26 protein-coding genes are annotated in these 24,715 nt (G+C 65.2%); 12 read left to right on the top strand and 14 right to left on the bottom strand.

The window, feature by feature from the left end:
• Positions 1–21 precede the first annotated feature (21 nt).
• From pyrC to ACXAEH_RS07700, 3 genes are all read right to left on the bottom strand, one after another.
• Positions 22–1,074, bottom strand: coding sequence for a dihydroorotase (pyrC, locus tag ACXAEH_RS07710; RefSeq protein ID WP_475031876.1), 1,053 nt, complete (start codon positions 1,072–1,074; stop codon positions 22–24).
• Positions 1,075–1,141: 67 nt separating this feature from the next.
• On the bottom strand, positions 1,142–2,098 hold the full coding sequence (locus ACXAEH_RS07705) for a phosphoadenosine phosphosulfate reductase (RefSeq protein WP_475031875.1): 957 nt from the start codon (positions 2,096–2,098) through the stop codon (positions 1,142–1,144).
• A gap of 147 nt (positions 2,099–2,245) precedes the next feature.
• Positions 2,246–3,310, bottom strand: coding sequence for a glycosyltransferase family 2 protein (locus ACXAEH_RS07700; protein ID WP_475031874.1), 1,065 nt, complete (start codon positions 3,308–3,310; stop codon positions 2,246–2,248).
• Positions 3,311–3,588: 278 nt separating this feature from the next.
• Between ACXAEH_RS07700 and ACXAEH_RS07695 the strand changes: the two genes are divergently transcribed.
• The 9 genes from ACXAEH_RS07695 to ACXAEH_RS07655 all read left to right on the top strand — a co-directional run bounded on the left by ACXAEH_RS07695 (position 3,589) and on the right by ACXAEH_RS07655 (position 13,191).
• Entirely contained in the window at positions 3,589–4,494 is a 906-nt protein-coding gene (locus tag ACXAEH_RS07695; protein WP_475031873.1) for an AAA family ATPase, read from the top strand.
• A gap of 60 nt (positions 4,495–4,554) precedes the next feature.
• Positions 4,555–5,805 carry a vWA domain-containing protein gene (locus ACXAEH_RS07690; RefSeq protein ID WP_475031872.1) on the top strand — a complete coding sequence of 417 codons (1,251 nt, stop codon included), beginning with the start codon at positions 4,555–4,557 and terminating at the stop codon, positions 5,803–5,805.
• 111 nt (positions 5,806–5,916) lie between these two features.
• Positions 5,917–6,468, top strand: coding sequence for a YeeE/YedE thiosulfate transporter family protein (locus ACXAEH_RS07685; protein WP_475031871.1), 552 nt, complete (start codon positions 5,917–5,919; stop codon positions 6,466–6,468).
• 3 nt (positions 6,469–6,471) lie between these two features.
• The gene (locus ACXAEH_RS07680) at positions 6,472–7,062 is read left to right on the top strand and encodes a YeeE/YedE thiosulfate transporter family protein (protein ID WP_475031870.1); all 591 of its coding nucleotides are present in this window, start codon (positions 6,472–6,474) and stop codon (positions 7,060–7,062) included.
• A gap of 145 nt (positions 7,063–7,207) precedes the next feature.
• Complete coding sequence (locus ACXAEH_RS07675) at positions 7,208–8,191, top strand: XdhC family protein (RefSeq protein ID WP_475031869.1); 984 nt, start codon at positions 7,208–7,210, stop codon at positions 8,189–8,191.
• Positions 8,188–9,189 (top strand): molybdopterin-binding protein, encoded by a 1,002-nt coding sequence (locus ACXAEH_RS07670; RefSeq protein ID WP_475031868.1) that lies wholly within the window; start codon positions 8,188–8,190, stop codon positions 9,187–9,189. The genes ACXAEH_RS07675 and ACXAEH_RS07670 overlap by 4 nt, the downstream gene beginning before the upstream one ends.
• Positions 9,190–9,364: 175 nt before the next feature.
• Positions 9,365–9,850 (top strand): (2Fe-2S)-binding protein, encoded by a 486-nt coding sequence (locus tag ACXAEH_RS07665; protein ID WP_475031867.1) that lies wholly within the window; start codon positions 9,365–9,367, stop codon positions 9,848–9,850.
• Between the two features lie 102 nt (positions 9,851–9,952).
• A complete protein-coding gene (locus ACXAEH_RS07660; RefSeq protein ID WP_475031866.1) occupies positions 9,953–12,316 on the top strand; it encodes a xanthine dehydrogenase family protein molybdopterin-binding subunit in 2,364 nt (787 codons plus the stop codon).
• Between the two features lie 86 nt (positions 12,317–12,402).
• On the top strand, positions 12,403–13,191 hold the full coding sequence (locus ACXAEH_RS07655; protein ID WP_475031865.1) for an FAD binding domain-containing protein: 789 nt from the start codon (positions 12,403–12,405) through the stop codon (positions 13,189–13,191).
• A gap of 10 nt (positions 13,192–13,201) precedes the next feature.
• On the opposite strand, the gene ACXAEH_RS07650 is transcribed toward ACXAEH_RS07655, so the two are convergent.
• Together ACXAEH_RS07650 and infC are read right to left on the bottom strand one after the other, a co-directional pair.
• The gene (locus ACXAEH_RS07650) at positions 13,202–13,852 is read right to left on the bottom strand and encodes a methyl-accepting chemotaxis protein (protein WP_475031864.1); all 651 of its coding nucleotides are present in this window, start codon (positions 13,850–13,852) and stop codon (positions 13,202–13,204) included.
• Positions 13,853–13,987: 135 nt separating this feature from the next.
• The gene (infC, locus tag ACXAEH_RS07645) at positions 13,988–14,449 is read right to left on the bottom strand and encodes a translation initiation factor IF-3 (protein WP_475035539.1); all 462 of its coding nucleotides are present in this window, start codon (positions 14,447–14,449) and stop codon (positions 13,988–13,990) included.
• A gap of 444 nt (positions 14,450–14,893) precedes the next feature.
• Here infC and ACXAEH_RS07640 point away from each other — a divergent pair, with 444 nt between their 5' ends.
• Positions 14,894–15,502, top strand: a complete 609-nt coding sequence (locus ACXAEH_RS07640; RefSeq protein WP_475031863.1) for a hypothetical protein — start codon at positions 14,894–14,896, stop codon at positions 15,500–15,502.
• Between the two features lie 90 nt (positions 15,503–15,592).
• Here ACXAEH_RS07640 and ACXAEH_RS07635 read toward each other — a convergent pair whose 3' ends face one another.
• From ACXAEH_RS07635 to cobA, 7 genes are all read right to left on the bottom strand, one after another.
• Positions 15,593–16,192, bottom strand: a complete 600-nt coding sequence (locus ACXAEH_RS07635; RefSeq protein ID WP_475031862.1) for a hypothetical protein — start codon at positions 16,190–16,192, stop codon at positions 15,593–15,595.
• Between the two features lie 110 nt (positions 16,193–16,302).
• Complete coding sequence (locus ACXAEH_RS07630) at positions 16,303–17,169, bottom strand: ferredoxin--NADP reductase (protein WP_475031861.1); 867 nt, start codon at positions 17,167–17,169, stop codon at positions 16,303–16,305.
• A 147-nt stretch (positions 17,170–17,316) separates the two neighbouring features.
• Positions 17,317–17,718, bottom strand: coding sequence for a DUF934 domain-containing protein (locus ACXAEH_RS07625; RefSeq protein ID WP_039163140.1), 402 nt, complete (start codon positions 17,716–17,718; stop codon positions 17,317–17,319).
• 5 nt (positions 17,719–17,723) lie between these two features.
• Positions 17,724–18,485 (bottom strand): phosphoadenylyl-sulfate reductase, encoded by a 762-nt coding sequence (locus tag ACXAEH_RS07620; RefSeq protein WP_475031860.1) that lies wholly within the window; start codon positions 18,483–18,485, stop codon positions 17,724–17,726.
• 4 nt (positions 18,486–18,489) lie between these two features.
• Positions 18,490–20,154 carry a nitrite/sulfite reductase gene (locus tag ACXAEH_RS07615; RefSeq protein WP_475031859.1) on the bottom strand — a complete coding sequence of 555 codons (1,665 nt, stop codon included), beginning with the start codon at positions 20,152–20,154 and terminating at the stop codon, positions 18,490–18,492.
• Entirely contained in the window at positions 20,147–20,455 is a 309-nt protein-coding gene (locus tag ACXAEH_RS07610; protein WP_475031858.1) for a DUF2849 domain-containing protein, read from the bottom strand. The genes ACXAEH_RS07615 and ACXAEH_RS07610 overlap by 8 nt, the downstream gene beginning before the upstream one ends.
• Positions 20,455–21,210 carry a uroporphyrinogen-III C-methyltransferase gene (cobA, locus tag ACXAEH_RS07605; protein WP_475035537.1) on the bottom strand — a complete coding sequence of 252 codons (756 nt, stop codon included), beginning with the start codon at positions 21,208–21,210 and terminating at the stop codon, positions 20,455–20,457. Before cobA ends, ACXAEH_RS07610 begins: the two co-directional genes overlap by 1 nt.
• Positions 21,211–21,422: 212 nt before the next feature.
• Here cobA and ACXAEH_RS07600 point away from each other — a divergent pair, with 212 nt between their 5' ends.
• Positions 21,423–21,890 carry an Lrp/AsnC family transcriptional regulator gene (locus ACXAEH_RS07600; RefSeq protein WP_475031857.1) on the top strand — a complete coding sequence of 156 codons (468 nt, stop codon included), beginning with the start codon at positions 21,423–21,425 and terminating at the stop codon, positions 21,888–21,890.
• Positions 21,891–22,062: 172 nt separating this feature from the next.
• Here the strand turns inward: ACXAEH_RS07600 and ACXAEH_RS07595 are convergent, their stop codons facing one another.
• Positions 22,063–22,209, bottom strand: coding sequence for a hypothetical protein (locus ACXAEH_RS07595; RefSeq protein ID WP_475031856.1), 147 nt, complete (start codon positions 22,207–22,209; stop codon positions 22,063–22,065).
• A gap of 200 nt (positions 22,210–22,409) precedes the next feature.
• On the opposite strand from ACXAEH_RS07595, the gene ACXAEH_RS07590 reads away from it, so the two are divergent.
• Positions 22,410–23,372, top strand: coding sequence for a LysR substrate-binding domain-containing protein (locus ACXAEH_RS07590; RefSeq protein WP_475031855.1), 963 nt, complete (start codon positions 22,410–22,412; stop codon positions 23,370–23,372).
• 155 nt (positions 23,373–23,527) lie between these two features.
• Here the strand turns inward: ACXAEH_RS07590 and ACXAEH_RS07585 are convergent, their stop codons facing one another.
• Entirely contained in the window at positions 23,528–24,712 is a 1,185-nt protein-coding gene (locus ACXAEH_RS07585; protein ID WP_475031853.1) for a cytochrome P450, read from the bottom strand.
• Between the last annotated feature and the right edge of the window lie 3 nt (positions 24,713–24,715).

Raw genomic sequence — 24,715 nt, 5'->3', positions numbered from 1 at the left:
AGAGATAGTTAACAAGTGTGGCTATTCCGCACTCCAGTGAACAGGGAAGCCCGGATCAAACACCGTCACCGGGCCGTCGCCGGTTTCGATCTTCTTGGGGAATTCCACGGCCGCGTCCGACTTGGTCAGCGTCAGCGTCTCATTGCTGACCGGCAGGCGGTAGAACGCCGGGCCATGTTCCGAGGCAAAACCCGCCAGCTTGTCCAGCGCGCCTTCTTCCTCGAACACATGCGCCAGGAGGGACATGGTGTTGGTGGCGGTGAAACAGCCGGCACAGCCGCATTCGCTGAGCTTGTTGGGGTCGGTATGCGGCGCCGAGTCGGTGCCCAGGAAATAGCGCTTGTCGCCCGAGACAGCAGCGGCGCGCAGGGCAAGGCGGTGCTCCTCGCGCTTGGCCACCGGCAGGCAGTAGTAATGCGGCTTGATGCCGCCTGCCAGGATGTGATTGCGGTTGATGATCAGGTGGTGCGTGGTGATCGTCGCGCCCAGGTCCCCGCCTTCCGAACTGCCCTGGCTGGCCACGTAATCGGCGGCGTTTTTGGTGGTGATATGCTCCATCACCACCCGCAGGCCGGGGGTGGCCTTGCGGATCGGATCCAGCACCCGGTCGATGAACACCGCCTCGCGGTCGAAGATGTCGATGTGGTTATCGGTGACCTCGCCATGGGTGCAGAGCGGCAGGCCGATCTCAGCCATCCTCTCCAGCACCGGGCGGACATTGTCGAAATTGGTCACTCCCGAGGCCGAGTTGGTGGTGGCCCCCGCCGGGTAGAGCTTCACTGCCTTCACCAGCCCGCTGGCATGCGCCGCGGCGACGTCTTCGGGATCGGTGTCCTCGGTCAGGTAAAGCGTCATCAGGGGCTCGAACGCCATGCCCCCGGGCAGCGCCGCCAGAATGCGCTCGCGGTAGGCGGCGGCCTGATCGCCGCGCACCACCGGCGGCACCAGGTTCGGCATGATGATGGCGCGGCCGAAATGGCGGGCGGTTTCGGGCAGCACGGCCTGCAGCATGGCGCCGTCGCGCAGATGCAGATGCCAGTCGTCAGGGCGGGGGATGGTCAGCGTGTCGGTCATGCAGCCCGCCTAGCATAAGGCAGGGCAGAAAAGAAGAAGCTGATTGCGCGCGGATGGCCCGGGCCGCTCAGACCTTGGCCGGGAAATTGAACTCGCCGTCTTCGGCGCGTTTTTCCAGCTCGGTCAGACGGCGGCGGAACCGCGGTGCCCGCATCCGCTCGGTCACGTTGCGGCACAGAAGCGCCATCAGGAACGGGCGGTCGTCCCGCTCCAGCCGGCTCAGCAGGTTGCGCAGGAAGAAGGAGTTGTTGCGGCGGCTGCGGAACATCTTGTGGAACGCCGCGCTGGTCAGCTTGCGGCTGCCGGCCAGCGACAGGATGTGATAGAGCATCTCCATCTCGATCAGCCGGGTCTGCACCGCATCGCCCATATGCAGGGCGCGCAGCCGGGTCACATTCTTGCGGGCAAACAGCGACGCATGCATGGCATCCAGCTGCTCCTTCGGGTCGTAGATCACATAGGCCTGATCGGCGGCATCCAGCATGTCCGGCGCATAGCCGTAGCGGTCGGTGAACGACAGCCGCCGCATCTCGGCAAAACGGTCGTCCCATTCGGTCATCCGCGGATCCAGCGTCGCCTGCGGCTGCACCGCCACCACCACCGCACCGGGGGAGGCCACCGAATAGGCCGCCGCCGCATAGCCGCAAGGGCCCGCGCCGTAAAAGATCACATTGTCGAACTCGTCGAAAAATCCGTCATCGATCAGCTGGTCGAAGAAGCCATAGATGCGCCCCTCGCGGAACCAGGTGTCGCCGTCCGAGACCACGCACATATGCGACCAGCCCAGGTTCTTCACCAGGTCGAACCCCAGCGGCTGCGCCTGATCCGACAGGTTGTGGATGCCCTGGATGGTCTCGAAGGTCACCAGCAATGTGTTGCCCTGGTCGATGAAGGTGGCGAAATGCTTGTCGCCGAGCGGCTGGTACATGCCATGCTCTTCGGCCAGCGCCGCCATCCGGGCCTTCCACTGGGCAGGCTTCAGCCCGGAAAGGTCTTCATCCAGAGTTTCAAGTCCGTCCTGCATGCCTGCTATCCTCTATGCCCCCATAGGTCCGGGTGCTGATTGCATTTACAGTTAGGTGAGAAATAAGGCCAAATTTGGAAAAACCTATGCCTCATTGCGGCAGTGCGGCGTTCATTCGGCGGCTGTTTGCCGGCCCGGGCCGGGGGGTCAGCTGCCGCCCTCCGGCGCAGGCGCTGCGTCCGGATCCTGAGTTGCGAAACTGCGCAGCAGCTGCGCCGCCGCCGGGCTGACGGGCCGGGCAGGCGGTGTCATCAGCAGGCGGGCAAACAAGGCGCGGCAGGGCTCCTTGCGCATCAGCTCGGCAAAGCGCGCATGGCGCCACTCCGCCGCCCTGGCATGCAGCCGGGCCAGCTTCGGGTCCGCCATCAGCTCTGCCTGCAGCCCGGCGCGGGCGGCGTCATAGCGCGAGATCGAGGTGTCCATATCGGTGCCGTAGTTGCGCTCAGTCCAGTAATCCATGCCCAGCTCCGCCTGCCGGTTGACCCGTCCGCGGTCGGCTTTCAGCACATAGCTCTCCATCGCCCCCAGCGGGTAATGGTTCAGCTGCGCCAGCCGGCTGTTGGGCCGGCCGTAGTCGGAAAACAGCCGCCGGGTCTTGAAGTCTTCCCCCAGCGCGCGGCCCTCGCAGTCGAACCAGCGGAACCCCACCAGCCGCGCCGCATCGCGCACGTCGCGCGGCCGGTGCACGCCGCATTTGCGGTAGGTGCCGTCATTGCGGTAAAGCGTCTTGAACATCACCGCCCGCCACGGCCAATGCACCACCTCCGGCGCGCAGCGGGTGAATTGCGCAGTGACCGGCGCATCCTCATAGCGCACGATGCCGCCATTGCCGAACAGCCGCCAGGTCAGGGTGACGGCATCCGCCTCCGGCAAAGCTGCCAGCAGATCCGCCACCGTGCCAGCGCCGGTCTTGATGCAGAGAAATTCGTCTATATCCAGCACCATGACCCAGTCTGCCGCCTTCATCAGCGGATGCTTGTCGGCCCGCTTCAGCGCGGTGAACTGGATGCCGCCCTTGTCATACGGCCCCTCATTGCGCAGGTGGGTCAGCTGCCCCATCTCCTCCAGCCGGTCCAGCATCCTGGCAGTGCCATCCTGGCAGTTGTTGGAGAACACCAGGAAATCGGTGAAGCCAGCGGCCCGGTGATGGGCCAGCCATTCCAGCAGGAACGCGCCTTCGTTGCGCACGCAGAGAACCGCCAGCACCCGCATCAGCCCTGGTGCTCCCGGACCTGGCGGCGGAGGGTTTCCAGCTGTTTCTGCGCGTCGTGCATATGCGGTGTCTCTCTTTTGCCGGCCCCGCGCCGGTGGCGCAGCCTTCCTGAGAACGAGTTTTACCCGGCGCACCGGTTTATACAACTCTTCCCAAGGGCGTCACGATTGGCTGCGCCCGCCCCGCCGCCGCCCCGCCGCCGCAGCGTCGCAGCCCGGCATGGCTTGACCGGCGCCGCCCCGCATGGCCTGTTGGCAGGCAAACAGGAGGCCCGCCCATGCAGCCGCAATCCATCGATCAGGTGCAAACCATGCTCTCGGCCCAGGGCTATGTCTGCGGCCGGGCGCTGGCCACGGTGGTGTTCCTCTCCTTGAAACTGGGCCGGCCGCTGTTCCTCGAGGGCGAAGCGGGCACCGGCAAGACAGAGATCGCCAAGGCGCTGGCCGCCTGCCTGGGGCGCCGCCTGATCCGGCTGCAATGCTATGAAGGCCTGGATGCCGCCAGCGCCGTCTACGAATGGAACTTCGCCGCCCAGATGGTTGCCATCCGCACCGCTGAGGCCGCAGGCGAAGCCGACCGGGCCGCCCTGCAATCAGAGCTCTTCTCCGCGGAGTATCTGGTCGAACGGCCGCTGTTGCAAGCCATGCGGCCCGATGAAAACGGCGCCCCGGTGCTGCTGATCGACGAGCTGGACCGCACCGACGAACCCTTTGAGGCCTTCCTCTTGGAAGCGCTCTCAGATTTTCAGGTCACCATCCCCGAGCTTGGCACCATCCAGGCGCCGGAGCCGCCGGTTGTGGTGCTCACCTCCAACCGCACCCGGGAGGTGCATGACGCCCTGAAACGCCGCTGCCTCTATCACTGGGTGGACTACCCCGATTTCACCCGCGAGATTGAAATCCTCCAGGCCCGCGCCCCCGAGGCCAGCCGGCAGCTCAGCCGCGAAATCGTCGCCTTCGTGCAGGCTTTGCGCACCGAGGACCTGTTCAAGAAACCGGGTGTCGCCGAAACCATTGACTGGGCCAATTGCCTTTTGGCGCTGGACGTGATCGCCCTCAGCCCCGAGGTGATCGCCGACACGCTGGGCGCCATCCTCAAATACCAGGACGACATCGCCCGCCTGCACGGCTCCGAGGCCAAGCGTATTCTCGACCAGGCCCGCGCCAGCCTCGACGCCGCCTGATGCTTCTTTCTGGTCAGAAAATACTCCGGGGGTATGGGGGCAGCGCCCCCATCAAGGCATATGCCTGACACCCCGCCGCTGACCCTGCCAGACCACCCCAAACTGGTCCGGAACCTCACCCATTTCGCCCGCGCTTTGCGCAAGGCCGGGCTGCCCGTTGGCCCGGGCCGGGTACTGGACGCGGTCCAGGCGGTGGCGGCGGCAGGCTTTACCAGCCGGCAGGACTTCTATTGGGCCCTGCACGCCTGTTTCGTCACCAAGCCGGAACAGCGGGTTGTGTTCGCCCAGGTCTTCCGCCTGTTCTGGCGCGACCCGCGCTATCTGGAGCACATGATGGCCGCGATGCTGCCCGCGATCCGCGGCGTGCAGGAGGAGCGCGCCGCCAAGCCGGCAGAAAAACGCGCGGCTGAGGCGCTGCTGGACGGGATGCAGAAACCGCCGGGGACGCCGGAAAGCCCAGAGGACGGTACCGAAATCGAGGTCGACTCCACCCTCACCATGTCGGCAGAGGAACGCCTGCGCAGCCTCGATTTCGAACAGATGAGCACCGCCGAGATCGCCGCCGCCAAGCGCATTCTGGCGCAGCTCGCACTGCCGGTGACGCCAATCCAGTCCCGCCGCCTGATGGCCGCGCCCAAGGGGCAGCGGGCCGACTGGCGCCGGACCTTGCGCAATGCTGCGCGCCAAGGCGGCGACCTGCAGCAGATCGCCCGCGCCAAGCGCCGCATCCGCTGGCCCAATCTGGTGGTGCTCTGCGACATTTCCGGCTCGATGAGCCAGTACAGCCGCATCATCCTGCATTTTCTGCACGCCGCCGCCAATGCCAAGGGGCAGGGCTGGGCGCAGGTGCATGGCTTCACCTTCGGCACCCGCCTCACCAATATCACCCGCCACCTCAAACAGCGCGATGTGGATGCCGCCCTGGCCGCCGCCGGCGCTGAGGCGCAGGATTGGGAGGGCGGCACCCGCATCGGCGACTGCCTGCACGCCTTCAACCGCGACTGGTCGCGCCGGGTGATGGGGCAGGGGGCGGTGGTGCTGTTGATCACCGACGGGCTGGACCGCGGCGACCCGGAAGGGCTGGAGCGCGAAATGCAGCGCTTGCAGCTGTCATCGCGCCGGCTGATCTGGCTTAACCCCCTGCTGCGCTGGGACGGTTTTGCCCCCAAGGCCCAGGGCATCCGCGCCATGCTGCCCTATGCCGACAGCTTCCGCGCGGGCCATTCCATCGCCTCGCTGCAAGACCTGGCGCGGGTGATCTCCAGCCCCCATGACGCAGGCGAGAAGGCGCGGCTGATGGCGCTGCTCTGAGGCGGCATTAATAGAATTCCAAAAATGGAATGTGAGTTGATCTGGATCAACCCGGTCCCCTGCGCTTCGTGGTATTCCAAAAATGGAATGTAACGTGCGAAAGGAGCAAACATGCCACTCAACTGGAAAGCCGGGGGGCTCCTGCTGGGGCTGGTGTTCTTCCTGGCGGTGCTGCTGGTCAAACCGATCGGCGTATCCACGCAATTCGTGATCCTGAACGGAATTGCCGCAGATGCGGTGTCCCCGGATCTGGTGACGCAGACCGCCGAAGGATACACCTCCACCAACGCCTATCTGGCGAAATCGGATGGCAAATATGCCAAGGCCGTGGCCAGTCCGCTGAACTACAGCTTTGTCTTTGTGCTGGCGATGGCGCTGGGCGGGCTCTTGTCAGCCAAGCTGCGCGGCGGCATCGCCAAGGGGGACCGCAGCATCCCCGCCCTGTGGCGCGCCAATTTCGGAGACTGCAAGGTCAAACGCTATGCTGCGGCCTTCTTCGGCGGGTTCATCGTGCTTTATGGCGCGCGGCTGGCGGGCGGCTGCACCTCCGGCCACATGATGTCCGGCATGATGCAGACCGCATTGTCGGGCTACATCTTTGCCGCCGGTGCCTTTGCCGCAGCCATCCCCGTGTCCCTCATCATGTTCAAACAGGAGGCCTGAGCCATGACCACCATCATCCTGGCAATCGTGATCGGCGCTGCCTTTGGCGCGGTGCTGGACCGGATCGGGGCCGCCAACCCCACGGTGATCGGCAAGATGCTGAACCTCACCAATGTGAACCTGGCGAAATCCATCCTGCTGGCGATCGGCACCGGTTCGGTGCTGATGTTCGGCGGCCAGATGGCGGGGCTGGTTGATGTCGGCCACATGTCGGTCAAGACCGCCTATGCCGGTGTTTTCCTCGGCGGACTGCTGCTGGGCGCGGGTTGGGCCATTGCGGGCTATTGCCCCGGCACCGGCGTTGTGGCCGCAGCGACCGGGCGTAAAGACGCGCTGTTCTTTATCGCGGGCGGCCTCTTGGGTGCGGCTGCCTATATGGCCACCTATCCGGCCTGGAAGGCCAGCGGCCTGCTGGACAAGATCGCAGGCGGCAAGGTGACGCTCGGCACCGTTCCCGGCGCCAGGTATGAGGGGCTGATGGCACTGCCCGGCGACCTTTTGGGGATTGTGCTGGGCCTTGGCTTCATCGCGCTGGCCTTTGCCCTGCCGGAACGGCTGGTGCCGCAGAAGGCTGCCGCGCAGCCGGCGGAGTAAGCCGCGCCAAGGGCAGAGGGAGCGCCCGCCGCGGGGGACGGCGGGCGTTTTCCTGTGTTGTGGGGCGGCTTCCGGCTTGAAACTTCCCGTGCCAGCGCCGAGGTTTAGGGGCAAGCGCCGCCCAAGCGGCCGGGGAGGACGCAAGATGCAGCAGCACAGAACCCAATTCGAAAACGCGCCGGAAACTGCGCTGGACTGGCACCGCGCAGGCAGGGGTGCGGCTCTTGCCACAGTGGTGCAGACCTGGGGCTCGGCGCCGCGGCGCACGGGCTCGCAGCTGGCGGTCTCCGATGACGGGCAGATCGAAGGTTCCGTCTCCGGCGGCTGCGTCGAAGGCGCGGTGGTCATGGAAGCGCTGGAGGCGCTGAAGGACGGCAAGCACCGGCTGCTGGAATTCGGCGTCAGCGACGCGGACGCCTTTGCCGTCGGTCTTGCCTGCGGCGGCACCATCAAGGTGCTGGTGGAACCGATCGGCTCCGCATTGCCCGAGGCGCTGCTGCAGGACCTGGTGCAGGCCCGAGCCAGCCGCACCCCCGTGGCTTATGAAGTGAACCTGGCGACCGGCACCCGCCGCCTGGCGCGCGAAGGTTACCCGGACCGGATGCGCATGGACCGCTCCGGGCTGGAGGAGGACGGCGAGACCTTTGTGGCCGTCCACAACCCGCCGCTGCGGCTGGTCTGCGTCGGCGCGGTGCACATTACGCAAGCCCTGGTGCCGATGGCGCGGATTGCCGGTTATGACCCGGTGATCATCGACCCGCGCGCCGCATTCGCCTCCCCCGAACGCTTCCCCGGCGAGACGCTGATGGACGACTGGCCGGATGAGGCAGTTGAACAACTCGGCCTCGACACCCGCACCGCGCTGGTGCTGCTGACACACGATCCGAAACTGGACGACCCGGCTTTGCAAGCCGCACTCAAGGCAGATGTGTTCTATATCGGCGCGCTGGGCAGCAAGAAGACCCACGCTGCCCGCGCCGCGCGGATGCAAGAGGCTGGTTTCTCTGAAGACCAGATCAACCGCATCCACGGCCCTATCGGCCTCGATGTCGGCGCGGCGGGTCCGGCGGAAATCGCCGTCTCCATCCTGGCGGAAATGACCGCCGTGCTGCGCGGCAAACAGCCATGAGGTTCGGCCCGGTCCCCCTCAAGGACGCCGAAGGCGCAATCCTTGCCCACTCCTTGCAGGGCGCCTCCCGCAAGATCGCCAAGGGCACGGAGCTGAGCGCGGATGACCTCGCGGACCTCGCCGCCGCGGGCCATGACACCCTGACCGTCGCCCGGCTCGACCCCGCCGACCTGCATGAGGATGCCGCGGCCCAGGCGCTTGCAAACGCGCTGATCCCGGATCCGAACGCGCAGGGCATCCGGATCTCGGGCGCGGGCACCGGGCGGGTGAACCTTTATGCCGCGGGCGCCGGGCTGGTGCGGCTGGACAGGGACAGGCTGGAGGCGGTGAATGCGGTTGATCCGATGATCACCGTTGCCACCGTGCCGGACTATCACCGCGCCGATGCGGGGGGCATGCTGGCGACGATCAAGATCATCTCATACGGGGTGTCAGGTGATGCCATCCGCCGCGCAAGCGCAGGGGCAGGGGACGCCATCCGGGTGCTGCCGCCGGTGTTCGCCTCTGCCACGCTGATCGAAACTGCCGTGAGTGCGGACACTCCGCCGGACAAGGGGCGTGCGGCAATGGCAGGCCGCCTGCACCGGATGGGGATCACGCTGTCGCCGCGCGTGGTGGTGCCGCACCGGGAGGATGCGCTGGCAGAGGCCATCACCCAGGCGCCAGGGCAGCTGGTGCTGGTGCTGACCGGCTCTGCCACTTCCGACCCGCTGGATGTGGCCCCCCAGGCGGTGCGGCAGGCCGGCGGCACCGTCACCCGTTTCGGCATGCCGGTGGACCCCGGCAACCTGTTGTTTCTGGGCTGCTTTCAGGACAAGCCGGTGATCGGACTGCCGGGCTGCGCCCGCTCTCCGGCGCTCAATGGTGCCGACTGGGTGCTGGAACGGGTGATCTGCGGCATCCCCGTCAGTGCCCGGGACATCGCCGCGATGGGGGTCGGCGGCCTGTTGAAAGAGATCCCGACCCGCCCGATGCCGCGCCGCGATGCAGAAGGCTGAGCGCTGCCCCGCAGCATCGCGCGGGCCCCGAATTTGTGACGTTGGGTCACAACCTTAGGTAAGTTCTGCTGACGCACATTTTACCGCCGCAAGAGGCCCGAAAGGGCTTCGCGGATGGCCGGAGCCGTGGTTAACTCTGACCAGCCAGACAAAAATCAAGCTAAGGGAGGGTACTATGGCCAAGGTCTCAATGACCGTGAATGGCAAGGCTGCCAGCGGCGAAGCCGAGGGGCGCACGCTTCTATCATCATTCCTGCGCGAGGAACTGGGCCTCACCGGCACCCATGTGGGCTGCGATACCAGCCAGTGCGGTGCCTGCGTGGTGCATGTGGACGGCAAGGCGGTGAAGGCCTGCACCATGCTGGCGCTGGAGGCGGATGGCGCAGAGGTTGCCACCATCGAAGGGCAGGCCAATGCCGATGGCTCGCTCAACGTGATCCAGCAGGCGTTCCAGGACCATCACGGTCTGCAATGCGGCTTCTGCACGCCGGGCATGGTGATGTCGGCGGCAGCCCTGCTGAAAGACAACCCCAAGCCCAGCGAGGCTGAAATCCGCGAATACCTGGAAGGCAACCTGTGCCGCTGCACCGGCTACCACAATATCGTCAAGGCGATCATGGCGGCCTCGGGCCAGGATGTCTCTGCCATCGCGGCCGAGTGACACCGCACGACCCCAGGCCGGCACGCGGCCTGAGCTGAACAAGGAGTAAGTGACCAAGAGGTGCGCCCCGAGGCAGCACCCTCCAGGGAGGAAGATCCAGACATGCCCAAAGATAACGGCATCGGCGCCAGCCCCAAGCGGCGCGAGGACGTGCGGTTCCTGACAGGAGCCGGCAATTATACCGACGACATCAACGTGCACGGCCAGGCCCATGTGCATTTCCTGCGCGCGGATGTGGCCCATGCAACCATCAATTCCATCGACACTTCCGCGGCTGAGGCGATGCCCGGCGTGGTGAAGATCTTCACCGGCGCCGATTTTGCCGAGGTCGGCGGCATCCCCTGCGGCTGGGGCGTGACCGACCGCCACGGCAACCCGCAGCAGGAGCCGCGCCATCCGATCATTGCCGACGGCACCATCCGCCACGTGGGCGAGATCGTCGCCGCCGTGGTCGCCGACACGCTGGAACAGGCCCGCGATGCGGCTGAGGCCATCGAGCTGGACCTGGGCGACAAGCCCGCAGTGGTCGATATGGCAGCCGCACTGGCCGAGGGCAGCACCAAAGTGCATGAGGATCTGACCTCAAACCTTTGTTATGACTGGGTGTTCGGCAATGATGACGATGCCGCCGTGCAGGCCGCCTTTGACAGTGCTGCCCATGTCACTACGCTGGATCTGGTCAACAACCGGCTGGTCGCCAACCCGATGGAGCCGCGCGTGGCCATTGGCGAGTACAGCCGCGGCACTGATGAATACACGCTCCACACCACCAGCCAGAACCCGCATGTGATCCGCCTGCTGATGTGCGCATTCGTGCTGGGCCTGCCCGAGCACAAGGTGCGGGTGGTGGCCCCGGATGTGGGCGGCGGCTTCGGCTCCAAGATCTTCCACTACGCTGAGGAGGCGTTCTGCACCCATGCCGCCAAGGCCTGCGGGCGGGCGGTGAAATGGACCTCGACCCGGTCGGAGGCGTTTATCTCCGACGCCCATGGCCGCGATCATGTGACGAAAATCGAGCTGGCACTGGACGCGGACAACAATTTCACCGCGCTGCGCACCAATACGATGGCCAATATGGGCGCGTATCTCTCGACCTTCTCGACCTCGGTGCCGAGCTACCTGCATGGCACGCTGATGGCCGGCAACTACAAGACGCCCATCGTGCAGGTGAACGTCAAGACCGTCTTCACCAACACCGTCCCGGTGGATGCCTACCGCGGTGCCGGCCGGCCCGAGGCGACCTTCCAGCTGGAGCGCGTCATCGACAAGGCTGCGCGTGAGCTGGGCGCCGACCCGATTGCCTTGCGCCGCCAGAACTTCATCAGTGAGTTCCCCTATGAAACCCCGATGGCGCTGACCTATGACACCGGTGATTACGTGGCGACGATGGACAAGCTGGAGCAGGTCGCCGATGTGGCGGGCTTTGCCGCCCGCCGCGCCGAGAGCGAGAAAAACGGCAAGCTGCGCGGCTTTGGCATCAACTGCTATATCGAGGCCTGCGGCATCGCCCCCTCCAACATCGTTGGCATGCTGGGCGCGCGCGCCGGCCTTTATGATGCTGCTACCGTGCGGGTGAACGCGACCGGCACCATCAGCGTCTTTGTCGGCGCCCATAGCCACGGGCAGGGGCATGAAACCTCCTTCCCGCAGGTGGTGGCCGATATGATCGGCATTGATGAGAGCATGGTCGATATCGTGCATGGCGACACTGGCCGGGTGCCGTTTGGCATGGGCACCTATGGCTCGCGCTCCATCGCGGTCTGCGGTTCGGCCATGGTGCGGGCAACCGAAAAGATCATCACCAAGGCCAAGAAGATCGCCGCCCATCTGATGGAGGCCTCGGACGCCGATATCGAGCTGAAGGACGGCCAATTCACCGTGGCGGGCACCGACAAGTCGGTGGCCTGGGGCGATGTGACCCTGACGGCTTATGTGCCCCACAACTACCCGCTGGAGGAGCTGGAGCCGGGGCTGGAGGAAACCGCGTTCTATGATCCGGCCAACTTCACCTATCCGGCCGGCGCCTATGCCTGCGAGGTGGAGGTGGATCCGGACACTGGCAAGGTCAGTATCGAGCGCTTCTCGGCGGCGGATGATTTCGGCAATATCATCAACCCGATGATCGTTGACGGCCAGGTGCATGGCGGGCTGGGGCAGGGTATCGGCCAGGCTTTGCTGGAGAATGCCGCCTATGATGCGGATGGCCAGCTGTTGTCGGCCTCCTTCATGGATTACGCGATGCCGCGGGCTGATGATGTGCCGTTCTATCAGGTGGACCATTCCTGCCAGACCCCCTGCACCCATAACCCCTTGGGGGTGAAGGGCTGCGGCGAGGCCGGCGCCATCGGTTCGCCGCCGGCGGTGGTCAATGCGGTGATCGACGCGCTGCAGTCGGGCGGCAAGGATGTGGCCCATATCGACATGCCGCTGTCGCCTGCGCGGGTCTGGGCGGCGATGAATGGATGAGGTGTTCGCGGGGGCGCTGCCCCCGCATCCCCGGGATATTTCCAGCCAGAAGAAGAGCCTGAACGCTCTTTGGAAAGGAAAAGAAGATGTATGAATTCGAGTTCGAGAAACCCTCAACCGTCGCCGAGGCCGTGGCCGCGCTGGCGGATGAGGACGCGCAGGCGCTGGGCGGCGGGCAGACGCTGATCCCGACGCTGAAGCAGCGGCTGGCGATGCCGTCGAAACTGGTGAGCCTTGCGGGCATTCCGCAGCTGAAGGAGCTGAGCGACAACGGCGGCATGCTGACCATCGGCGGCGCGGTGACCCATGCCGAAGTGGCAGAAGCGGCAGGCGGCGCCTATCCGGCGCTGGCGGAGCTGGCCAGCCATATCGGTGATCCGGCGGTCCGCAACCGCGGCACCATTGGCGGCTCGCTGGCCAATAACGACCCGGCGGCCTGCTATCCGGCGGCGGTGCTGGGGAGCGGCGCCACCATCGTCACCAACCGGCGCGAGATCACGGCTGACGACTATTTCCGCGGCCTGTTCGAGACCGCGCTGGAAGAGGGTGAGATCATCACCGCGGTACGCCTGCCGGTGCCGGACAAGGCCAATTACCAGAAGTTCCTGCAGCCCGCTTCGCGCTTTGCGCTGGTAGGGGTGTTTGTAGCGAAATATGCGGCGGGCGTGCGGGTGGCTGTCACCGGCGCCTCGGAGGAGGGCGTGTTCCGCTGGCATGAGGCCGAGGCGGCGCTGGATGCCAGCTTCGCGCCGGATGCGCTGGAGGGGCTGAGTGTGGATGCCGGCGGCATGATCGGCGATCTGCACGGCTCCAAGGAATACCGCGCCCATCTGGTGGGTGTCATGGCAAAACGGGCGGTGGCCGCGGCCGGCTGAGCCGCCTGCGTCAGTGCTTCAGGTAGCTGGACATCTCTTCCAGCAGGGTCTGTGTCTTGCCCGACAGCTCGCGGATTTCGGTGGCGATGACGGCAAAGCCCTTGCCCATCTCGCCGATCCGCGCCGCCTCGATCGAGGCGTTGAAGGAGATGAACTTGATGTTGCGGCCGACGCTTTCGGCACTGGCGATGGTGGCGCGCATGGTTTCGTCGCGCGATTCTTCGCGCATCTGCTGCGCCGCCCGCAGGGTCTCGACCATCTGCTTGAGGAAGCCCGAGATCACCGGCTCCAGCCGGTAGAGGCAGAGGCCTGCGAGGTCCGGGATCCTTGCGGCCTCCTCCAGCATGTCCTTGCCGGGTTCGGCCACTGCCCGGTAGAGCGGCGCCAGTATCTCCAGGCAGCTGCGGCGTTTGGCGTCCAGATCCTCCGGCAGGCTGTAGCCGCAGTCCTGCAGCAGTTCCGTCAGGCCGGTGCCGAGCATGGTATAGGCCGCAATGATGCGCTGCGCCGAAAGATCAAGCACCGCCTTTGGGTCGGTTTCGGGGCCGCCGCCTGCCGGACCGGCCTGGTTCTGCACCAGCGCCAGCAGTGACAGCGCTGCAATGCGGCTGGGGCCGATGGCCATGAATGCGGTGTTCTGAACGTCGGTCAAACTCTTCATTGCGGTGCCTTGAATTAGGGGTGCCTCCGTTCTAGCGGCGAGGCGTTAAGGCAGCGCTAACCGCGATTGGATTGCGCAAAAGAAAAGCCCCGCGGGCGGCGGCCTGCGGGGCTGAACATTGGATGGCAGAAAGGCTTACTTCTTGGCCAGCGGGCCGATCATCATGATCATCTGGCGGCCTTCCATCTTCGGCATGTTCTCGACCTTGCCGAGCTCCTTGATGTCTTCGGCCACCCGCTCAAGCAGTTCGCGGCCCAGGTTCTGGTGCGCCATCTCGCGGCCCCGGAAGCGCAGGGTGACCTTCACCTTGTCGCCGTTCTCCAGGAACTTGTAGACGTTGCGCATCTTCACTTCGTAGTCATGGGTGTCCGTATTGGGGCGGAACTTGACCTCTTTGACCTCGATGATCTTCTGCTTCTTGCGGGCTTCGCTCTCGCGCTTCTGCTGTTCGTACTTGAACTTGCCGAAGTCCATGATCTTGCACACCGGCGGGGTGGCATTGGGCGAGATTTCAACCAGATCCAATCCGGCTTCTGCCGCCATGTCCATGGCCTTGGCGGGGTGAACAACCCCGACGTTTTCGCCATCGGCGCCGATCAGGCGGATTTCGGAGGCACGGATTTTTTCGTTGACGCGCGGGCCGGTGTCGCGTTGCGGCGGCGCGTTATGAGGTCTGCGGGCTATGACTGCGATCCTTCTGTCATTGCAAAAAGTGCGGGAACGCTACTGCCCCCGCGCGAGTGATTTAAGACTTAAGCCGGGTATGGCGGCAGGAAAGCCGCTTTTCAAGGCCGCATGTTGCGAAACTCCCTTGAAATCCGCAGTGCGGCGGCATTGGCAGAGCGGGCGCAAAGCCATGAAATGACGGGATTCCGGCAGGGTTCCGCCGCCGCGGGCGGCTTTGGCGGCGTGCTCCCGCCCGTGACGCGTCCGGGTGAAACTTCCCCCTTGAGACCTGCCTCCCGCGGCCTCATTTGGCAGGCAGGCGCACAAAGCGTGCGGCCCGGCCCGGGAGCGGCCGGAACATGGAAGGAACGCATTATGAAACAGCTATTGATCCTGATCGTCCTGGGGGCTGCTGCGGTGGGCGGCTATCTCCTGCTGAACACCCCTGCGCCGCAGGACAGCGCGCCGGAAGCGCCGCAGGCGGAAGGCGGCGAAAGCAGCACCGCACCGGAGGCGGCTGAGGAAAGCGCGGCTCCGGCTGAGCAGGCTTTGGAAGAGGCGGCAGAAGCTGTGGAAGAGGCCGTGGAGAACGGTGCCGAGGCTGTGAACAGCGCGGCAGAGGCTGCGGCGGATGCGGTTGAGGGCGCAGTGGACGGCGCCGCGGATGCGGCTGCGGGTGCTGTGGAGGGCGCAACCGATGCGGCCGGCGCCGCGGCAGAGGCCGCAGAGGGTGCGGTTGACGCGGTCCAGGACACCGCCGGTGCAGCTGCCGAGGCCGCGGCTGATGCCGCCGGAGACGCCGCGGCGGCCGCGGGCAATGCGGTGGACGGGGCTGCGGATGCGGCCTCGGGCACGGTTGATGCGGTGCAGGACAGCGCAGCGGATGCGGTGTCTGACGCGGTGGAAGGCGCCACCGGCACCGTCGAGGGCCTGCTGGAGCCGTCCGGGGATGCGGCAACCGGCACCACCGCCGGCAGCAACTGATCACGCTCCGCTAAAAAGCAGCCTTGGAAATGATCAGGGCCCGGCTGCCGGTTTTCCGGCGGCCGGGCCCTTTTGTCTTTGCCGGCCCGGTTAATGCGGCCGTGCCTGCGCTTGCTGTGCGAGGCGGGCGATTTGCTCCAGCGGGTTTGAACTGCCGGCCAAAGACGCGGAGGCGGCGGCGGCCTGCATTGCAGGCTGCGGTTCTGCCTGCGGCTGCGGTTTTGCCTGGGCTTGCGCCTGCTCCGGCGGCAGGGGCTGCTGCGGCGGCGCCAGGAAGGCCAGGAAGGTCTCCCAGCCGGCGCTGCTGCCGCCCTGTTTGCGGGCCCGGTGGATCTGCAGCTGCGCCACTGCCACCAGATCAATCGGCTTGCTGCCGTCAAAGGCGGTGCCGGTGATGCCGGCCAGATGGCCGCGGAATTTCTCGCCCATCGAGTTCAGAAGCAGCATCGGTGCGGTCACCGGCTGGCCGGCCTGCACCAGGGCGTCAAACATCTCGTCGATGCCATGGCCGGTGATGCTGCGGGCATCATAGCGCGCTTTGACGGCGGCAATCTTCTCCGGGATCGAGGGCTGAACCTGACCGGGGCGGGATTGAAAGCCTGCAACCGCGGCCCGCACCCGGGCTTTGCCGGATTCGGTTCTGACGGACATGAAGACGGGCGACTGCCCGGAGGCCAGTTCATTCTGCATTGGGCTTGCTCCATTCTGGATACTTGCAAACCGGATTACAGAATCATCCCCAACAAAAGATAAACGGGAGGCCGAAACCTCCCGCTTTTTGTAAAATTGCCGGCAGAATTTTAGTCGAGGAAGGCTTTTTCCACGACAAAATGCAGCGGTTTTGAATTGGCGCCTTCTTCCAGCCCATAGGTGTTCTCAAACAGATCCTTGAGCTCCAGATTGAACGCCAGGTTGCCGCAGATCATCGCGCGGTCGGTGTCCGGGTTCAGCGGCGGCACGCCAAGATCGGCAAAGGCCTCGCCCGAGCGCATCAGGTCGGTGATGCGGCCCATCTTGGGGCTCTCTTCGCGGGTGGTGGTCGGGTAGTATTTGATCTTCTTCCAGAAGCCTTCGCCGATCACCTCGTTCAAGAGCTCGTCGTCTTTCAGGCTTTCGATCAGCTCCCGGCCATAAGTCAGCTCACCGGCGGTGCGGCAAGTGTGGGTGATGATGACCTCGTCGTAATCCTCATAGGTCTGCGGCTCGCGCAAGAGCGAGGCGAACGGCGCAAAGCCGGTGCCGGTGGCAAAGAACCAGATCCGCTTGCCCGGCAGCAGCGCGTCATGCACCAGGGTGCCAACGGGCTTGGGGCGCAGGATGATCTCGTCGCCCGGCTGGATGTGCTGCAGGCGCGAGGTCAGCGGGCCGTCCTCGACCTTGATTGAGTAGAATTCCATTTCCTCATCCCAGGACGGCGAGGCAATGGAATAGGCGCGCAGCAAGGGCTTTACCTTGCCGGTCTTGGGGTCGGGGTCGTTCATCAGGCCGATCATCACAAACTCGCCCGAGCGGAACCGCAGGGAGGCCGGACGGGTCACCTTGAAGGAGAACAGCTTGTCGGTCCAGTGCTTGACCTCAGTCACGGTCTGGGCATCGGGCAGCGCCGGTACGGCTTTGGCCGGCTTGGGATCAGTTGCAGTATCGGTCACGGCGGTCATCTCATTCATCGCTTGCACTGCCGGAGGAGTAAGCCGGCACCTCTGATTAATCGTTGATCGAAGTCAGGAAAACCCTTGTTTTATGAAACCGGCCCCGCGTTTTTTTGAAACGGGACCGGTCGTCATAGGGGTATTCCCGGGGTTCAGGGGGCTGGCTTAGCGGGCAGCGGTGCTGCCGCGCAGGCGGGCCTGGTAGCTGTGGTCCTGCCAGTTGGCACGGGCAAGCCATTGGTCTTCGGGCTGGCGGGCGGCCAGCTCGTCAGTCAGTTCCACCTCGTCAAAGCCGGAGCGGCGGGCCATGGCATACTGATCGGCGATCACATGGCCAAAGGCGCGCAGGCGGCCTTCATAGCCTTTCAGCCGCAGCTGGCGGGCCAGGGTAAAGCCGCGCCCGTCGGCAAAGCTGGGGAAGCTGATGCGGACCAGCTCAACGCCGCTCAGGTCAGCGGCGTCCTCAGCCAGGTTGGCATCAGAGGCAAGCTCAAGCACATTGCTGCCTTCAAAGCCGCCTTCCCAGTCGTCCTGGGCAAATCCGGTGTCGGTCACAATTACAGTCATCTTACTCACGCTCCTGTGCGCACAAACTGGCCGTCCACCACGTGGATGCCGCATTCTTCTTTGTTCTCGCCGCGCCACCGGCCGGCACGCGGGTCTTCGCCTTCCTTGACCGGGCTGGTGCAGGGCGCACAGCCGATCGAAGGGTAGCCCTTGGCCACCAGCGGATGGCGGGGCAGGCGGTTTTCATCCATATAGGCGCGCACGTCTTCCGGCGCCCAATGGGCCAGCGGGTTGATCTTGAGCCGCCCGGTGCCTTCTTCGACCTCGAAGAACTCCAGCGCCGCACGGGTACCGGACTGGAACCGCTTGCGCCCCGTAATCCAGCCGTCGTAATTCGCCAGCGCCTTCTGCAGCGGCACCGTCTTGCGCAGGGTGCAGCAGGCGTCCTTGTCGCTGAACTTGAGGGCCCCGTAGGGGTCCTTTTCGGCGATGTCGTCGGCGCGGATGATGCGCACATTGCGCAGGCCCAGGCGTTCGCTCACCTCCTGCTGATAGATCAGCGTCTCGGTGAACAGCAGCTCGGTGTCCACGAACACAACCGGGGTCATCGGGTCGATGATCGCGGCCATATGCAAGAGCACCACGGATTCCGCGCCGAAAGAGGAGACCAGGGCGATGTGCCCTGCGTCCTGCAATGCGCCCTCCATCACCGAGGTGGCCGAATGGTGGCGGAAGCGCGCATTCAGCGCCTCCGCCTTGGCGGCCAGCTCCCGGTCCCGGAGAAGCTCTGCTTCTCCGGCGGGCTTGTTTCCGGCTGTCTGGAACATCAGATCAGGCGACTTTCTTTGCGGCCTCGGGGTAGAGCGCGGCCTTGAAGGGGTCCATGCCAACCCGGCGGTAGGTCTCGATAAAGGTCTCCTCGGCGTGCTCGCGCACCGTGAGGTAAGTCTCCACGATCCGCTCCACCGCAGGCACGATCTCGTCATAGGCAAAACCGGGGCCGGTGCGGGTGCCGATGGCGGCGTTTTCCGAGGCGTCGCCGCCCAGGGTGATCTGGTAGTTCTCGACGCCGGCGCGGTCCAGGCCCAGGATGCCGATGTGGCCCACATGGTGGTGGCCGCAGGCGTTGATGCAGCCCGAGATCTTGATCTGCAAATGACCGATGTCATGCTCCAGCTTCAGCTCGTCAAAGCGGGTGGCAATCTCCTGCGCCACGGGAATCGAGCGCGCGGTGGCCAGGTTGCAGTAGTCCATGCCGGGGCAGGCGATGATGTCCGAGATCAGGCCCAGGTTGGCAGTGGCCAGCCCGTGTTCCTTCAGCTTGGCGTGGATCGCGGGCAGGTCCGATTTGTGGACATGCGGCAGGATCACGTTCTGCTGGTGGCTGATGCGCAGCTCGCCATAGCCATACTGTTCGGCCAGGTCCGCCATCACGCGGATCTGCTCAGCGCTTGCGTCGCCCGGGGTTGCGCCATGCGCCTTGATCGAGATGGTGGCGATGGCGTGGCCTTCGGCGCGGTGCTGGTCCAGGTTGGTGTCGGCCCAGGCACGGAACACCGGGTCGTTTTCGTATGCGGTGTCAAACGCCTCGGTGGAACCCGAGCGGAACTCCGGCGCGGTGAAATGCGCCTTGATCTCTTCCAGCAGCTGCTGGTCGGTGCCATCGTACTGGCCGCGGATGGTCAGGAAGGCTTCCTCGGTCATCGCGCGGTAGGTGTCGATGCCGTTCTCGGAGACGGTGATCTTGATGCGCGCCTTGTACTTGTTGTCGCGGCGGCCCAGCACGTTGTAGACGGTCAGAACCGACTCCAGATAGGGCAGCAGATCCGCCTGCGGCAGGAACTCGCGCAGGGTCTTGCCGATCATCGGGGTACGGCCCAAGCCGCCGCCAACGATGACCTTGAAGCCGATTTGGCCGTCCTGCTCAACCACCTGCAGGCCCACGTCATGCGCCTTGATCACGGCACGGTCGGTGTCGCTGCCGGTGATGGCGATCTTGAACTTGCGGCCCAGGAACTGGAATTCCGGGTGGTCGGTGGACCACTGGCGGATCAGCTCGGCATAGGGGCGCGGGTCGGCGGCTTCTTCCGCGGCGGCGCCGGCAAAGTGGTCGGCGGTGGTGTTGCGGATGGTGTTGCCCGAGGTCTGGATGGCGTGCAGGCCAACCTTGCCCAGCGCGTCCAGCATGTCCGGCAGGTCGCGCAGCTTCGGCCAGTTGTACTGGATGTTCTGGCGGGTGGTGAAATGGCCGTAGCCGCGGTCCCACTTCTCGGCCAGCAGCGCCAGGGCGCGCATCTGGTCGGGGTTCAGGGTGCCATAGGGGATCGCGACCCGCAGCATATAGGCGTGCAGCTGCAGATAGACGCCGTTCATCAGGCGCAGGGGGCGGAATTCTTCCTCGGTAAGGGAGCCGTCGATGCGGCGCTCGACCTGGGCGCGGAACTGGGCGTTGCGTTCAGCCAGGAAGGCTTCGTCAAACTCGTTGTACTTATACATCTGCGCGCGCCTCTTGCTTGCCGTGGAAGTAGTTGGAGGGACCGGTGCGGCGGAACTCCTCGCGGAAATGGGTCGGTTCGGGGCCGTTCGGGCCTGCCTTGGCGTCGGCCAGATAGGCGCCAACGATCTTGATGTTCTGCTTCTCGGCTTCGATCAGGCGCAGCTGAGCGTCGGCCTCATCGGTGATCAGCTCGGCCTCGGACATGTGCCGGGTCCAGGTGTCCTGAGCGGTGAAATAGATCACGTCGCCTTCGAGCAGGTCGTTGGCAGTGATGACTTTGGGCGTAAAAGCGCGGGCCATTATGCAAGCTCCGTTTTGAGATCGTTCAGGGCAGAAACCGCTTTGCGCGGCGCAAGGCCCAGGAATGTAAGGGCAGGGCCGTCAAAACCAGCCGCATCCAAGTCGGCGGGCAGGCGGTCCAGATTGGTTTCCAGCACCCGCTGTTCCGGGCGCGAGGCGTTTTCGACGATGGTCACCGGCGTTGCGCGGCCGGCGCCATGCATGATCAGGCGGCCCTGCACAAAGCGGGCAGATTTCTTGCCCATATAGACAGCGGCCACTTCCCCGGGGCGCGCAAGTGCTGCCCAGTCATGATCGGCAAAGCCTTTCATGTCGTGGCCGGTCAGGAACCGGACCGAGGAGTTGCGGCCGCGCTGGGTGAGGCTCTGGCCGATGCCGGCCACAGCTGCGGAGGCCGCGGTGATGCCGGGGATGATCTGGCTGGCGATGCCGGCCGCTTCAAGGGCGGTCAGCTCTTCATCCAGACGGGCAAAGATGGTGGGATCGCCGGCCTTCAGCCGCAGCACCTTCTTGCCGGCCTTGGCATGGGCCACCAGGCGCGCGCAGATCTCTTCCTGCGAGACTTGCGGGCCGAAACCCTCCTTGCCGACATTCTCCAGCACCGCCTGCGGGCCGGCCAGCGCCATGATCTCCTCGCTGACCAGGCGGTCATAGAGGATCACGTCAGCCTCCTGCAGCGCGCGCAGGGCTTTGACGGTCAGCAGATCCGGGTCGCCGGGGCCGGAGCCCGCAAAGGCAACCTGGCCCGCAACCATACAAGCCTTGCCGCCGCGGGTGTGAGCGGTGGCATTGGCGGCATGTGTCATCGGTGCGGACATTCCGGAATCCCTCTCCAAGGTGGTTTGACTTGGGGGTAGATATAGGAAATATTCCCGGTATTGCGCTATATGGGCAGGTAAATAAGAACATTGGTTCCGCAAGGGGCAAAACCCGGGCCGATGGTCCTCTTGAACAGGAGAAAACAGGAATGACGGTGCGGATCGACGGCACGGACAGGAAAATTCTGGCTGAACTGCAGCGCGACGCCAGCCAGTCGCTGGACGAAATCGCCCGCCGGGTGGGCTCTTCCAAGACACCGGTGTGGAATTGCATCCGCAAGCTCAAGGAGGCCGGGGTGATCGGCCAGCAAACGGTACTGCTGGACGCGGATTCACTGGGGTTTGAGGCCTGTTTCTTTGTCCTGATCCGCACCTCCGAGCATGAGGCGGACTGGCAGGCCAAGTTCCTGAAAGCGCTGCGCGACCGCCCCGAGGTGCAGGAGGCGCACCGGCTGGCAGGCGACATCGACTATATCCTCAAGGTGCGGGTGCAGAACGCCCGGGCCTATGACGTCTTCTACCAGGCGCTGATTTCCGAGGTGAAAGTGCACAATGTGACCGCGCTTTTGTCGATGGAAGAGATCAAATCGACAACGATGCTGCCGCTGCAGGCCTAGGATTTTGAGTATTTAGGACCAGAAAGAGGCACGTGTGCGCCAGGAGCCGAGGGCGGGGGCCTTTGCTGGAAAAAATGGACGTTTTTTGCGCAAGGCGCTTCTGACCCCTTGGGGGGGGCGAAAGATGCAGCAGGAGCGGTGTCTGCCCGGCAGTGCAGGCTTTGGGGTGCGGTCAGAGGGGAGGGCGCAGCAGCAGGTGCCGCCCGTCTTCCAGCCGCCAGGGGGAGGTTTCCCCGGCGGCGGTTTCCGGCGTCACGCCAATATCCGCCAAAAGGTGCGGAGAGATTTCGCTCAGCCGCTCCAGATCGCAGCGCGGCACCTGCACCTCTTGCCGCAGTGCGGATAGGCATGGGTGAGTTTTCCTCGATCCCCAAAGCCCTGTGATCCAACGGAAGACACGGCTGGCCAAAGAAGCGGAGGGCTGTGCTCCCGCGTGTCTGAATTCAGTAACCATGGCAGTTCCTCCAATCTGGAGGACAGATGTACCGCCCGCCGGGGCTTGCGCGCAAACCAGTTAAAATGCACCATGGATCAGAAAAACTGATCCATGGTGAGATGATGCGCCTGCCGCCCCTCAATGCCTTGCGTGCCTTCGAGGCCGCCGCCCGCCACCAGGGTTACATCGCCGCGGCGGACGAGCTGTTCGTGACCCGCGGCGCCGTCAGCCGCCAGATCAAGATCCTGGAAGAGCACATCGGCGTGCAGCTGTTCCACCGCCACGCCCGCGGGGTGGAACTGACGGCGGCGGGGCAGCGGCTCTTGCCGGTGCTGACCGAGGCCTTTGCGATGATGCAGCAGGAGGTGGACCGGATCGCCGCGGACGCCGCCGAGCTGCGGGTGATCTGCCCGCCGACCCTGTCGCTGCGCTGGCTGCTGCCGCAGCTGGAGGCGTTCCGCGCCGCGCATCCGGAGATCACCCTGCGGCTGGCCACCGATTTCTACGGCAGCAAGGGGTTTGAACGGGCGGAATACGATCTGGGCATTTCGCTGGAGAACATTCCCGGGCGGCCTGCGGATATCGAGGTGATGCCGCTGTTCGGCATGATCCTCTCGCCGGCCTGCGCCCCGTCGCTGCTGCCCGCGCTGGCGGAGGGGCCGGCGGCGCTGGCGGGTCTCAGGCTGCTGCACGAAACCCCGCGCCGCGAGGACTGGGCAACCTGGCTGCGGCATTTCGGGGTGGAGGGGGTGGAGCCTGCCGGCGGCGAAGTCTTTCCCAACCTTGACATGGCCACCCGCGCGGCGGTGATCGGGGCCGGGGTGGTGATGGCGGATCTGGTTCTGTGCCGCGATGAGCTGGCCCGCGGCGATCTGGTGCTGCCGTTCCCGGAGATGACCTGCACCACCCCGGCCGGGGCCTATGCGCTGATCGGAGAGCGGCAGAAGTGGCACGACCCCAAGGTGGCCGCCTTCCGGGACTGGCTGCTGAACAGCTCCGCCATGGCTGCGGCTCAGATGCTGCCGGAGCGGCATGCGGACAGGTAAGGCAGGGGGCGCTGCCCCCTCGGCGCCAAGGCGCCTCACCCCCGGAGTATTTTTGGCAAGATGAAAGAGGAGGAGCCGCGCCGCGTCAGCGGCGCCGGGCCCAACCGGGCAAAGGGATCTTTGATCCCTGCGGCGCGGGCGGGAGCTTGCCGGTTTTATTTTTGCGTCACAAGCAGTTCAGAGAGGCCGTGGAAGTGGTAGCTGTTGGCATATACCGGCTCTGCTGCCAGTTTCAGCTGCGGGCAGCGGGTGAACAGGACCTGCAGGGCGATCTGCATTTCCAGCCGCGCCAGCGGCGCGCCGGCGCAGAAATGCAGGCCGCCGCCGAAGCTTTTGTTCACCTTGGGCGGGCGGGCCGGATTGAAGCGGTGCGGCTGGTCCAGCGCTTTCGGGTCGCGGTTGGCTGCCCCCAGCAGCAAGGCCACCTGATCGCCGCGCTGGAAGGTGTGGCCAAAGACCTCGGCCTCTTCATAGGCGTAGCGGGTGAACATGTGCAGCGGCGGGTCATAGCGCAGGATTTCCTCGACCAGCCCATCGATGCCGTCCGGTGCCAGCCAGAACGGGTCCCAGCCGTGCTGCAGCATCGTCTTGACGCCGTTGCCCAGGGCATGCACCGAGGCCTCGTGGCCTGCGTTCAGCAGCAGGATGCAGGTGCCGATGAGCTCATCCGTGGACAGTTTGCCGCCTTCTGCCCCGGCTGCGATCAGCCGGGAGATCAGGTCATCGCGGGGATCAGTGCGGCGTTCCTCGATATAGCCGCGCAGGAAATCCGAAAACGCCTGTGCCGCCTGGGCTGCGGCATGTTCGGTGTCTTCCGTGCGGAGGGCCTGGTACATCGCCACCATCCGGTGCGACCAGTCCAGCAGCTGCGGCGCCATGTCTTCGGGCACCCCCAGCAGGCGGCAGATGGTGATCACGGGCACCTGGGTGCAATAGGCGTCCAGCAGGTCGAAGGGCCGGTCCGGGAAGGCGTCGATCAGCTGATGGCACAGCGCCGTGATGCCCGGCTCCAGCGCGGCGATCCCGCGGGAGGTGAAGGCGTGCAGCACCAGTTTGCGCAGCCGGGTGTGGCGGGGCGGCTCCGCTTCCAGCATCGAATGCGCCTCCGCCGCCAGGAAGGGGGCAAGATGGGCGGGGCCGGGTTTGCGCATTTCCTCCGGCATTTCGCGGCCGAAGCGGCGGTCGCGCAGCAGCATATGCACCGCCGTGTGGCCGAAGGCGGCGACCATGCCGTAATCCTGCCAGTAGTGCAGCTGGCCTTGTTCCTGCGCCTTTGCATAGAAGGGATAGGGGTTTTGCACGAAACCGGGGTCGGCGGGGGACTGGGTCAAGGTCTTCATGGT

This window comes from Leisingera sp. ABM4_060, from assembly GCF_056158765.1.
The sequence above is the reverse complement of the archived record's forward strand: the minus strand, read 5'-3'. Positions and strand labels throughout refer to the sequence as shown.